Origin of the sequence: Pseudomonas sp. GZD-222 (assembly GCF_049310525.1) — a bacterium.
Lineage (GTDB): Bacteria > Pseudomonadota > Gammaproteobacteria > Pseudomonadales > Pseudomonadaceae > Aquipseudomonas.
This window is the reverse complement of record NZ_JBMOWO010000085.1, coordinates 1-11,527: the sequence shown is the minus strand read 5'-3', so window position 1 is coordinate 11,527 and position 11,527 is coordinate 1. Positions and strand designations below refer to the sequence as shown.

Here is an 11,527-nt window from a genome sequence, read left to right as displayed (position 1 = left end):
AACTGTGCCGCGAGTATTTGGGTTGGGCTCGTGGGCAGCACTCATCGCGGGGCAAGCCCGCTCCCACTGTCTAAGCCCGGTGGGAGCGGACTTGCCCCGCGATACGGTTACCGACTCAATGCTCGTCGTTGTAATGAAACTTCGGCATTTCCCAGTGAAAGCGAATCGCCAACAGGCGCAGCAGCAGGCCGCCGAACAAGGTCAACAGGATCGCCTGCTCACCCGGCACGTTGAAATGAACGCAGCCCAGATAGAACCAGGCGGCGGCAAAAGAAACGCTCGCATACAACTCACGACGGAAGATCAGCGGAATATCGTTACAGAAGATATCCCGGAGAATGCCGCCAAAGACCCCGGTGATGACTCCGCTTATAGACGCCACCAGCATGCCCTGGCCCATTTCCAGCGCGGTCATGCAGCCAATCAGGGTAAAAGCGACCAGGCCCAGCGCATCGAGCACCAGGAACAATGAGCGCAGGTGCCGCATCAAGGGCGCGATGAAGATCGTCATCAGTGCGGCAAAGCTGGTCAGCACCAGGTATTCCGGGTGTTTGACCCAGGTCAGCGGGTAGTGCCCAAGCAACACATCACGCACCGAGCCGCCGCCCAGGGCGGTAACACAGGCAATCAGCACCACGCCAAACCAGTCCATGCCGCGGCGCCCGGCAGACAGCGCGCCAGTCATGGCTTCAGCAGTGATTGCAATGAGGTAGAGCATCAACAACATGGCGCAGATCCGTGCAATGGGGCGCGCAGTCTAACCAGTTGCCTCAAGCACCAACAGGGGGCGCCGCACGGATTGTCTGTACAACCGTGCGGCGATGCGATCAGAACTTGATGAAGTGTTCGCGATAGTGGCGAAGTTCGTTGATCGACTCGCGAATATCGTCCAGTGCCAGGTGGGTGCCACCCTTCTTGAAGCTGTCGCGCACGTCAGGGGCCCAGCGTGCCGCGAGCTCCTTGAGCGTCGAGACATCAAGGTTGCGGTAATGGAAGTAGTTCTCCAGGCCGCGCATGTGGCGGTAGAGGAAGCGGCGGTCCTGGCAGATGCTGTTGCCGCAGATCGGCGACTTGCCTTTCGGTACCCACTGCTCCAGAAAGGTAATGGTCTGGGCCTCGGCCTCGGCCATGCCGACCTTACTGTCCTTGACCCGCTGGGTCAGGCCGGAAGCGCCGTGGGTGCGGGTGTTCCACTCATCCATGCGCGCCAGCACCTCGTCACTGTGGTGAATGGCGATCACCGGCCCTTCGGCCAAGGTGTTGAGGTCACTGTCGGTGACGATGGTGGCCATTTCAATGATGACGTCGTGGTCCGGATCCAGACCGGTCATTTCCAGGTCGATCCAGATCAGGTTCTGTGGGTTCTGCATGATTCTGCTCCTCGGTAGGTGCGCAGTTTAGCTTAGTGGAGCGTGCTAAACTCCTCGCCGTTTAATAATGCATGCCGAACACGGAACCTTCATGGCCAAACGCCAGCTCAATCGTCGCCAAAATTGGCGGATCGAAAAAATCCAGGGTGAACGCGCTGCCCGCGCCGCCAAACGCGAACAACAGACCCTGCAGGAGCTCGAAGGTGGTGACCTGGGCCCTGAGCAACTGGGCCTGGTGATCGCTCACTTTGGCGTGCAGGTCGAGGTCGAGGCACAGGACGGCGATGACGCAGGCCAGGTGTTCCGCTGCCACCTGCGTGCCAACCTCCCGGCGCTGGTAACCGGCGACCGGGTCGTCTGGCGCGCCGGCAATCAGGGTATTGGCGTGATCGTTGCGCAAATGCCGCGCAATACCGAGCTGTGCCGTCCTGACAGCCGTGGTCAGCTCAAGCCGGTTGCAGCCAACGTCGACCTGATCGTGATTGTCTTCGCCCCGGCGCCGGAACCGCATGCCAACCTCATCGACCGCTACCTGGTAGCCGCCGAACACGCCGGTATTCGCCCCCTGCTGCTGTTGAACAAGGCCGACCTGATCGACGAACAGAACGCCCCGGCGCTCAACGCGTTGCTGGCCGTGTACAGGCAACTGGGTTATCCGTTGCTGGAAGTGTCGGCGCACCATGGCGATGGCATGCAGCAGCTGCAAGCGCGCCTGGACGGGCATATCAGCGTGTTCGTGGGGCAGTCCGGGGTCGGCAAGTCTTCGCTGGTCAACAGCTTGCTGCCCGAGGTACAGACCCGGGTAGGCGACCTGTCGGAGTGGTCCGGCCAAGGCACGCACACCACCACAACCGCGCGTCTCTACCACTTCCCGGGTGGCGGTGAACTGATCGACTCCCCGGGCATTCGCGAATTCGGCCTGGGTCATGTCAGCCGCGCCGATGTCGAAGCCGGCTTTATCGAGTTCAACGACCTGCTCGGCACCTGCCGTTTTCGTGACTGCAAGCACGATCGCGAGCCCGGCTGCGCGCTGCTCAAGGCCCTGGAAGACGGCCGCGTCCAGCAACAGCGGATGAACAGCTACCGCTCGATCATTGCCAGCTTGCCTCAAGACACATATTGAGGCTGAAAATGAGGCTCGCAACGAGCCTCATCGCGTCAAAGTAAGACCTTTCTGAAGGAAAAATTACCACGCAAAGCAGGACCATTCTGTATTGCTAGTGGTCCCTTGCCGCCATACAAGCTTTCATTGATTGTCGCCTTTCAGGTTCGCCACGACGAAGCGAATCATCCCTCTGCTCTGAGTATGAAAGGAATCAACAATGACAATCCGATCCTTACGTATCTATTGCCCAACCTGTGTACCAGGAGGGCTCGCCTGATGCCTGTCCTTATCAGCTATCGCCACCCACAACGCCTTGATGCCTACATCATCAGCGAGCGCCTGAAACTGGAAGGCATTGCCACTCACCTGGACCTGTTCGACAGCGACGTCGGGCTGAGCGCCGACGATATCAGCGGCCTGATCAGCAGCAATATCAATAGCTGCACCCACGTGATCGGCGTCCTCTCTCAGGACCACGCCGATTCCTGGTGGGTGCCCTTCCAACTCGGTGCCGCCACGCTCAGCAATCGCCGGGTATCACTGTATCAATGCATCGACAGCACATTGCCCGACTACCTGGACAAGTGGCCGATCATGAGTTCACGGGAACATATCGACCTGTTCGTGCTCGCCTACCATGATGAACAGACGTTCAAGCGCTCAATTGCCAGAGACGCATCCGACGCCGATGCCACCAATCGTCTCAATGCCGGCTTTTTCCACGCTGACCTGAAGGCCAAAATCCGCCGCGGTTTCTGACCTGCGCCAAAAAGCACAACGCCCGTGAGCATCGCTGCACACGGGCGTTGTCATCAGCGCGCAGGATTATTCCTTGCTCTCATCCATCTTCAATACACCATCCTCGAAGATGTTCAGCTTCTGACGCAGTTCGCGAGGCTGCATCGGCTCGGCCTCAGGTGCCGGCGCTGGAACGCTGCCGTCAGGCGCGGCTGGCGCTGCAGGCTGCGGCTGCTCGCCTTCGAGGGTGCGCTGGGCCTTCTTGGTCAGGACAATGATGTCGATGCGCCGGTTGACCGGATTGAGCGGGTTGGCCCGGTCGAACAGCGACGACGAGGCATAACCGACCACCCGTGCCACCTGAGTATCCGGGTAGCCGCCGGCAACCAAAGCACGGCGCGCGGCATTGGCACGGTTGGCCGACAGCTCCCAGTTGCCGAAGTCACCCGTGCCGGCATACGGCTTGGCATCCGTGTGACCACTGATACTGATCTTGTTCGGCACAGCCTTGATGGTATCGGCCATCGCCAGCAGGATATCTTCGAAATACGGCTGCAGGCGCGCACTGCCCAGGTCGAACATCGGCCGGTTTTCGGCATCCATGATCTGGATACGCAGGCCATCCTGAGTAATTTCGAACAGGATCTGGTCCTTGAACTTCTGCAGTTGCGGGTTCTCTTCGACCTTGTTCTGCAATTCCTGCAACAGCAGTTCGAGACGCTCACGCTCGACCTGCTCGGCCATGCTATCAACCTTGTCCTGATCCAGCTGGATACTGGTGTCCGGTGTCGGCTCGGATTTCACTTCCGGGTTGATGGTCTTTTCCGGCGCGAGCTGTGGCGAACCGCCCAGGTCAATGATGTAGGGAGTGCCACTTTCGGAAAAACCGATCGGATCCTTGAAGTAGCCAGCGATGGCGATCTTCTGTTCCGGTGTGGCCGTAGACAACAGCCAGAGCACCAGGAAGAACGCCATCATCGCCGTGGCGAAGTCAGCAAAGGCAATCTTCCAGGCGCCACCGTGGTGGCCGTCGCCAAAGCGCTTGACGCGCTTGATGATAATGGGCTGGTTGTTCTCCATGACTCAGCGACCGCGAACTGCTTGTTCCAGCTCGGCGAAGCTCGGGCGATGGGCCGGGAACAGCACCTTGCGCCCGAATTCCACGGCCAGCGACGGCGGCATACCGGAGGCCGAAGCCACCAGCGAAGCCTTGATGGCCTCATAGACGTTGAGTTCTTCCCTGGCATCCTGACGCAGGGCGGTGGCCAGCGGGCCGAAGAAGCCGTAGGCGGCGAGAATACCGAAGAAGGTACCGACCAGCGCCGCACCGACGTGCAGGCCGATGGATTTCTGGTCGCCATCGCCCAGCGAGGCCATGGTTACCACGATCCCCAGTACCGCCGCGACGATACCGAAGCCTGGCATGCCGTCGGCAATACCGGTCACGGCATGGGACGGGTGCTCGAGCTCTTCTTTCATGCTCAGCAGCTCCATGTCGAACAGGCCTTCGAGCTCGTGAGGCGCCATGTTGCCGGTAGACATGATGCGCAGGTAGTCGCAGATGAACGCCGTCATACGCTCATCACCCAGCACCGCAGGGTATTTGGCAAAAATCGGGCTGGCGGCGGCGTCCTCAATGTCGGCTTCGATCGCCATCATGCCTTCGCGTCGGCTCTTGTTGAGGATCTCGTAGACCAGCCCGAGCACCTCGATATAGAAGGTGTGGGTAAAGCGCGTACCAAACATCTTCAGCGACTTCTTGATTACATGCATGGTCATGTAACCGGGGTTCGCCTGCAGGAACGCACCAAAGGCCGCGCCGCCGATAATCAGCACTTCGAAAGGCTGAATCAGTGCCGCAATTTTGCCGTGGGATAGAACATATCCGCCGAGCACACTCGCGAATACGACGATGATGCCGATAATTTTAGCCATAGATAGAAAGCACTTACTGTCGTGGTCAGGGTCGTGAGCGGAAGTTAATAAAACTCTTCTTCTACTTATCGGCAGATCTGCGCCAGACTATAGTCAGTCCAGGCGAAAAGCCAGTTCGGCCCCTCCAGCAGGCGTATTGAAACCATCGTGCCAGATCAAACACCAAAAACACTCGATGCCTGGGTCAAGCTGCTCGATAGCGTTCGACTGCCGGTTCCCCTGGCCAGCTACGAGCGGGTAAAAGCCGCCATCGCCGACAGCCGCCGCTCGCTGCGCGACATTGCCGAATTGATGCAGAGCAGCCCGGCCCTGGTACTCAGTGTCATGCGCGAGGCCAATCATCACACCCATACCAGCACCGGTGAACCTGCCGAAAGCCTGGAAATCGCCCTCAATCGCCTGGGGCTGACACGCACGGCAGAACTGCTGGAGCGCCTGCCGGCACTCCCGGAAGACGAGATTGCGCCAACCTTGCGCCAACTGCAGCTGGTCAGCCAGCACGCCAGCCAGCAGGCTAACGGCCTGTTCGCCAGCCGTCTGGCGCGGCTCTGGCAAGAAATCCACTGGGGCAGCCTGCTGTTTCTGTCGCCCTTGTGGCCATTGGCCCTGAGCTTTCCCACGCTGCTCGAAGACTGGGAGCTGCGGGTCGTACACCAGGGCGAGTCGGCAGCACAGGTTGAGAGGGAGCTATTCGGGGTACGGGTGCTAAGCCTGTGCAAGGCGCTAGCCGAACACTGGCGCTTGCCGGAATGGGTCACCCGCGGCTATCACCTGCTGCAGGATGAACGCCGTTTGCTGGCCCAGGCGCTGCATATCGCCCGTGACCCAAGCAGCCTGCATCAGCAGCAGCGCCTGGACGAACACCCAAGCGTGCGCCGCTGGTTCAATCAACCGGCCAACACCGTGCTCCTGGCCAACGGCCTGGCACTGGCGGCACAAGTCGGCTGGACCAACCCGCATGTACGACGCTGGCAATTGCTCACCAGCCTGTACCTGCAGGCTTCAATGGATGATGTGCAACAACTGGTGCACCAACAAGCCGCAACCAGCGCCCGTCATCATGCCGGCCCTGACCTGTTTCACCCTGCCCAAGCCCTGCTCTGGCCCTGGCATCAGCGCCGTCTGCACCCCGGCCAGATTGCACCGCCGCCGCCCTCGGCGCAGGCCCTGGGAACCTGGCGCAAGCTGTGTGCCGAGCTGTTGATCGAGCCCAGCCCGTTCAGCAATGCCATCCACCTGACAACCGTAGCCCGCGATGCCTTGTTCGCCTGTGGCATGCAGCGGGTGATGCTACTGATGACCGATAAGACCCTGAGTCAGCTGCGGGTGCATCAAATTGCCGGGCTTGCGCCTGATGCTGCCAGCCTGGCGCTGCCGATCGAGCAGAGCAAATTGCTCCAGCGCCTGTTGAGTTCGGCTGCGCAACTGCGCCTGACACCGGAAAATCATGCGCAGTTCTCCGCACTGCTCCCCGTCCAGCTGCGTACGCTGTTTCGCAGCGAACACCTGCTATTGCGCTCACTTTCGAGCAATGGCCGCGTAGTGATGCTGCTGATCGCCGATCAAGGCGGAAAACCGCTGACCGACGTCAGCGTGCAAGCCTTTGGCAAAACCGCGCAATGTATCGAACGTGCCCTGACCGCCTTCAGCAACCGCAGCGCATGACCCATGCGCTACAATCGCCCCCTCTGTTCCGCTGTGGAGACTCTGGATGACTGAATTTTCTGGCTTGCCCCTGGTAATCGAGCCGGCTGACCTGCAAGCCCGGCTTGGTGCTCCAGAGTTGATCCTGGTGGATCTGACCAGCGCCAACCGCTATAACAGCGGGCATATCCCGGGGGCTCGCTTTGTCGACCCGAAGCGTACCCAGCTGGGTCAACCCCCAGCGCCGGGCCTGCTGCCGGCCAAAGCCGATCTGGAAAAACTGTTTGCCGAACTCGGCCACAACGCCAATGCGGTCTACGTGGTCTATGACGATGAAGGTGGCGGCTGGGCCGGGCGCTTCATCTGGTTGCTGGATGTGATCGGTCACAAGCACTATCACTACCTCAACGGTGGTGCGCAGGCGTGGCCAGCGAGCACCCTCAGCACCGAAGTACCGGCCGCTGCCAGCGGTACGGTCAGCCTGACCCTGCACGACGAGCCCACGGCCACCCGCGAATACCTGCAAAGCCGTATCGGCGCCGCCGACCTGGCAATCTGGGATGCCCGCAGCCCGGCCGAATACCGCGGCGAGAAAGTCCTGGCCGCCAAAGGCGGACATATTCCAGGCGCAGTCAATTTTGAGTGGACCGCCGGCATGGACATGAATGACGCCTTGCGCATTCGTAAGGACATGCCCGAAATCCTCGAACAGCTGGGCATCAGCAAAGACAAGGAAGTGGTTACCCACTGCCAGACTCATCACCGCTCCGGCTTTACCTACCTGGTGGCCAAGCATCTGGGCTACCCTCGGGTCAAAGCCTATGCCGGATCCTGGGGCGAATGGGGCAACCACCCCGACACCCCTGTTGAAGTTTAAGGAAACCTAATGAAATCCCGCTTGTTCATCATCAGTCAGTACCTGCTGCCTCACCACCTGCTGTCGCGTCTGGCCGGCTGTATTGCCGAATGCCGCGTGCGCTGGTTCAAGAATGCCTTCACCAGCTGGTTCGCCAAACGCTACCAGGTCGATATGTCCCAGGCCCTGGTCGAAGACGTCACTGCTTACGAGCACTTCAACGCCTTCTTCACCCGCGCCCTGAAGCCCGGTGCCCGTCCACTCGACGAGACCCCGGGTGCAGTACTCTGCCCGGCCGACGGTGCCGTCAGCCAACTGGGCCCGATCGAGCACGGTCGCATCTTCCAGGCCAAAGGCCACAGCTTCAGCGCGCTTGAACTGCTCGGCGGTGACCCGGCCAATGCGGCGCCGTTCATGGGCGGCGAGTTTGCCACCATCTACCTGTCGCCGAAGGACTACCACCGCGTGCACATGCCACTGGCCGGTACCCTGCGCGAGATGATCTACGTCCCGGGCCGGCTGTTCTCGGTCAACCAGACCACCGCCGAAAACGTACCGGAACTGTTCGCCCGTAACGAACGCGTAGTGTGCCTGTTCGATACCGAGCGCGGACCGATGGCCGTGGTACTGGTCGGCGCAATGATCGTCGCCTCGATCGAAACCGTCTGGGCTGGTCTGGTAACGCCACCGAAGCGTGAACTGAAGACGTTCCGCTACGACGAAGCCAGCCGCGCTCCGATCCACCTGGAAAAAGGTGCGGAACTTGGCCGCTTCAAGCTGGGCTCGACTGCAGTCGTGCTGTTTGGACCAGAGCAGGTCAAATGGGCCGAAGAACTCGGCGCCGGTTCGGCGGTGAGCATGGGTCAGCGCCTGGCATTGCCTGCCCAGGCCTGAACATGAAAAAGCCCGCAGCGATGCGGGCTTTTTTGTGCCTGGCTTTTAACTACGACCGTCGCGGTCGCGGAAGCCCAAAAGGTACAGCACGCCATCCAGGCCCAAGGTCGAGATCGCCTGCTTGGCCGACTGCTTGACCAGCGGTTTGGCACGGAATGCCACGCCCAAGCCGGCGATAGCCAACATCGGCAGATCGTTCGCGCCGTCGCCCACGGCGATGGTCTGTTCCATCTGCAAGCCTTCCTTGCGCGCCAGTTCACCCAGCAGGTCAGCCTTGCGCTGGGCGTCGACAATCGGCTCAACCGCAACACCGGTAACTTTGCCGTCAACCACTTCCAGCTCGTTGGCAAACACGTAGTCGATGCCCAGCTTGGCCTGCAGCTGCTTGGCAAAGTACGTGAAGCCACCCGACAGGATCGCGGTTTTGTAGCCCAGGCGCTTGAGTTCGGCAAACAGGGTCTCGGCACCTTCGGTCAGACGCAGCGAGGCACCGATTTCGTCGAGCACGCCAACGTCCAGGCCCTTGAGCAACGCCAGGCGCTCTTTGAAGCTGGCGCGGAAATCCAGTTCGCCACGCATGGCCCGCTCGGTGATTTCCGACACCTGCTCGCCCACACCGGCAGCCTTGGCCAGCTCGTCGATCACTTCAGCCTCGATCAGCGTCGAGTCCATATCGAACACCGCCAGGCGGCGGTTACGACGGAACAACGAATCCTGCTGGAAGGCGATATCGACATTGAGTTCCTGCGCCACGCTGAGGAACTCGGCGCGCAGGGCTTGCGGATCGGCCGGTTCGCCACGCACCGAGAACTCGATGCAACCCTTGCCCTGTTCGACCGGCGTATCCAAGGCCACACGCCCGGAGAGTCGATCGATATGGTCAATGTTCAGCCCGTACTTGGCCGTGATCGAGCTGACTCGCTGCAGCTGCTCGGCGGTAACCTTGCGGGTCAGCAATGTCACGATGTGACGCGCTTTGCCCTGGCCCTCGACCCAGCTTTGGTAGTCGGCTTCGGAAACCGGCGTGAAACGGACCTGTTGATCGAGTTCGTTGCCCGCAAACTGAATGTTTTTCAGGACCGTTGAGGCTTTCTCGGTATCCGGGATTTCCACTAGGATGCCGAAGGAAAGGGTGTCATGAATCACCGCCTGACCGATGTCGAGGATGTTCACACCACCCTGAGCCAGAACGCCGGTGATGGCCGCAGTAAGACCCGGACGGTCTTCACCTGTGATGTTAATCAGAACGATTTCGCGCAAAACGGGCTCCGACTCATGGAAAAAAGCACATTCTACCGATTTTCGCTGACCATCGGGCGCAGCCGATGCTTTGCCGGTCCTTGAGCGCTCGCTATACTGCGCAGCAACTTCTCCGACATAAAGAGCCGCGCTCTGTGAACCGGCCCACGCCCGTTAAAACCGACAACTTCTTCCTGCTGATTTTTCACGCTTTGCGCCAACGCCGTGTGCCGCTTGCGCTGCGTATCGCCTGCCATAACGTGCTGCTGGTAGCACTGGCGCTGGTGATCTATGCCTGCGTGATGGGTTTGCAGTTCAAACAGGCCATGCATGAACAAGCCGATGCCCTGGGGCAAAGCCTGACCACGCAGACCGCTACCTCGGCGACCGAGCTGCTGGTGTCCAACGACATCCTCAGCCTCAATGTGCTGCTGGGGAACCTGGTGAAGAACCCCCTGGTTGCCCATGCAGCCATCTACAGCGTCGATAACCGCATCCTTGCCGAAGCCGGCCAGCGCCCGAAGAACGGCCTGCTGGGTGAAGCTGAAGGTCTGTACCAGACCAAAATCACTTTCCAGGACGTGACCGCCGGCCAATTGCGTATCAGCCTGGACATGAGCCAGTTCCAGCAGCCGCTGACCATCAGCCTGCAGAGCATGGGCATCCTTGCCGGTATTCTGCTGGCCCTGGCCCTGGCCATGAGCTTGCGCCTTGGACGCTACATCTCCACGCCGCTGCTGCAGCTGCGGGTCTGGCTGCGCGACATCAACGAGTTCACTCCGGCCACCGACCGCCAGGATGAGATCGGCGACCTGGCGCGCCAGCTGCACACGCGCTTTGCCCCGCCACCGCGGGAAGTCGAGCCGGAGCCCGAAGCGCCGGAAGAAGACGAGGACGAACCCGAGTTTGAAGTGCGTAACCTGCGCGACCCGAGTTTTGACGAAGCCCCTGCTGTTGCCAGGATCAGCAAACCGGTCACCACCGATGACGAAAGTGACGACGCCTTTGCCGACCTGATCGACGACGAAGCGCACAGCGCCCCGCGCCCGGTTGCGCAGCCGGCCAATCGCGAGCCACAGGCCAGTGCCGTACTGGCCGTGCAACTGGGCTCCCAGGAGCAACTTCGGCGTCTGCCGCGGGCGCGTCTGACCGAGCTGCTGGAGCGTTATCGCGACTGCCTTGACCAGGCCGCATCGCTGTATGAAAGCGAAGTGCATACCCTCAACGACGGCAGCACCCTGATGTTGTTCCACAGCCAGGACAGCGGTGAGGACTACCTCACCAACGCCATTTGCTGTGGTGAGTTGCTGCGCGCGCTGGGACACGCCCTGCAGATCGAAGTGGCTGACAGCGGCATTACCCTGCAACTTCAGCTGGGCCTGGCCCTGGGTGAAGACCTGCACGGCCTGAGCCAGATTGATCTGCTGCTGACCGAGAAGGCCCAGGACGCCCTGGCCCTGTCGCAACACAGCCGCAACCTGCTGCTGGTTGAGCGCAAGATCAACGACGATGCCCTTATCCGCCAACGCGCCCGTATCCGTCCGATTGCCAGCCCCGAAGGCGCCTGCTGTGTCGAGCGCCTGATGGAGCCCTACCCGTCGATGCTGGAACGTCAGCTGGCACGGATGCATGAGCGCCGGGTCAAGGGTTGATCTCTGTGCATTGATCGCGCACCCCGGTGGGGGGGGGGGGGGGGGGGGGGGGGGGGGGGGGGGGGGGGGAAGGGGAGGGAGGGGGGTGGAGGCC

General features: G+C 60.9%; 11 protein-coding genes. 6 read left to right on the top strand and 5 right to left on the bottom strand.

Features of this window, described 5'->3' with window-relative positions; all coding sequences use genetic code 11:
* Positions 1-115: 115 nt before the first annotated feature.
* Both ACO6VD_RS16845 and orn read right to left on the bottom strand, forming a co-directional pair.
* Positions 116-727, bottom strand: coding sequence for a trimeric intracellular cation channel family protein (locus tag ACO6VD_RS16845; protein WP_400172666.1), 612 nt, complete (start codon positions 725-727; stop codon positions 116-118).
* Positions 728-827: 100 nt separating this feature from the next.
* Positions 828-1,370 carry an oligoribonuclease gene (orn, locus tag ACO6VD_RS16840; protein ID WP_422420712.1) on the bottom strand — a complete coding sequence of 181 codons (543 nt, stop codon included), beginning with the start codon at positions 1,368-1,370 and terminating at the stop codon, positions 828-830.
* A gap of 91 nt (positions 1,371-1,461) precedes the next feature.
* Between orn and rsgA the strand changes: the two genes are divergently transcribed.
* On the top strand, positions 1,462-2,493 hold the full coding sequence (rsgA, locus tag ACO6VD_RS16835) for a small ribosomal subunit biogenesis GTPase RsgA (RefSeq protein ID WP_400172667.1): 1,032 nt from the start codon (positions 1,462-1,464) through the stop codon (positions 2,491-2,493).
* 258 nt (positions 2,494-2,751) lie between these two features.
* A complete protein-coding gene (locus tag ACO6VD_RS16830; RefSeq protein ID WP_422420711.1) occupies positions 2,752-3,234 on the top strand; it encodes a toll/interleukin-1 receptor domain-containing protein in 483 nt (160 codons plus the stop codon).
* Between the two features lie 66 nt (positions 3,235-3,300).
* Here the strand turns inward: ACO6VD_RS16830 and motB are convergent, their stop codons facing one another.
* Both motB and motA read right to left on the bottom strand, forming a co-directional pair.
* Entirely contained in the window at positions 3,301-4,293 is a 993-nt protein-coding gene (gene motB, locus ACO6VD_RS16825) for a flagellar motor protein MotB (protein ID WP_422420709.1), read from the bottom strand.
* A gap of 3 nt (positions 4,294-4,296) precedes the next feature.
* Complete coding sequence (motA, locus tag ACO6VD_RS16820; protein WP_128321559.1) at positions 4,297-5,148, bottom strand: flagellar motor stator protein MotA; 852 nt, start codon at positions 5,146-5,148, stop codon at positions 4,297-4,299.
* Between the two features lie 135 nt (positions 5,149-5,283).
* Between motA and ACO6VD_RS16815 the strand changes: the two genes are divergently transcribed.
* Genes ACO6VD_RS16815 through asd form a run of 3 tightly spaced genes read left to right on the top strand, consistent with a single transcriptional unit; the run spans position 5,284 to position 8,542 of the window.
* Complete coding sequence (locus ACO6VD_RS16815) at positions 5,284-6,813, top strand: HDOD domain-containing protein (protein WP_422420715.1); 1,530 nt, start codon at positions 5,284-5,286, stop codon at positions 6,811-6,813.
* Positions 6,814-6,859: 46 nt separating this feature from the next.
* Entirely contained in the window at positions 6,860-7,669 is an 810-nt protein-coding gene (locus ACO6VD_RS16810; protein WP_422420707.1) for a rhodanese-like domain-containing protein, read from the top strand.
* A gap of 9 nt (positions 7,670-7,678) precedes the next feature.
* Positions 7,679-8,542 (top strand): archaetidylserine decarboxylase, encoded by an 864-nt coding sequence (asd, locus tag ACO6VD_RS16805; RefSeq protein ID WP_038615233.1) that lies wholly within the window; start codon positions 7,679-7,681, stop codon positions 8,540-8,542.
* A gap of 45 nt (positions 8,543-8,587) precedes the next feature.
* On the opposite strand, the gene serB is transcribed toward asd, so the two are convergent.
* Positions 8,588-9,802: a phosphoserine phosphatase SerB gene (serB, locus tag ACO6VD_RS16800; protein ID WP_422420706.1), complete on the bottom strand. Its 1,215-nt coding sequence runs from the start codon at positions 9,800-9,802 to the stop codon at positions 8,588-8,590.
* A gap of 134 nt (positions 9,803-9,936) precedes the next feature.
* Here serB and ACO6VD_RS16795 point away from each other — a divergent pair, with 134 nt between their 5' ends.
* On the top strand, positions 9,937-11,433 hold the full coding sequence (locus ACO6VD_RS16795) for a histidine kinase (protein ID WP_422420705.1): 1,497 nt from the start codon (positions 9,937-9,939) through the stop codon (positions 11,431-11,433).
* Positions 11,434-11,527 lie beyond the last annotated feature (94 nt).

Bases quoted from the DNA above. Each gene is read 5' to 3' on its own strand.
- rsgA (WP_400172667.1), top strand. From the start codon at position 1,462: ATGGCCAAACGCCAGCTCAATCGTCGCCAAAATTGGCGGATCGAAAAA.
- orn (WP_422420712.1), bottom strand. From the start codon at position 1,370: ATGCAGAACCCACAGAACCTGATCTGGATCGACCTGGAAATGACCGGT.
- asd (WP_038615233.1), top strand. From the start codon at position 7,679: ATGAAATCCCGCTTGTTCATCATCAGTCAGTACCTGCTGCCTCACCAC.
- motB (WP_422420709.1), bottom strand. From the start codon at position 4,293: ATGGAGAACAACCAGCCCATTATCATCAAGCGCGTCAAGCGCTTTGGC.
- motA (WP_128321559.1), bottom strand. From the start codon at position 5,148: ATGGCTAAAATTATCGGCATCATCGTCGTATTCGCGAGTGTGCTCGGC.
- ACO6VD_RS16830 (WP_422420711.1), top strand. From the start codon at position 2,752: ATGCCTGTCCTTATCAGCTATCGCCACCCACAACGCCTTGATGCCTAC.
- ACO6VD_RS16810 (WP_422420707.1), top strand. From the start codon at position 6,860: ATGACTGAATTTTCTGGCTTGCCCCTGGTAATCGAGCCGGCTGACCTG.
- ACO6VD_RS16845 (WP_400172666.1), bottom strand. From the start codon at position 727: ATGTTGTTGATGCTCTACCTCATTGCAATCACTGCTGAAGCCATGACT.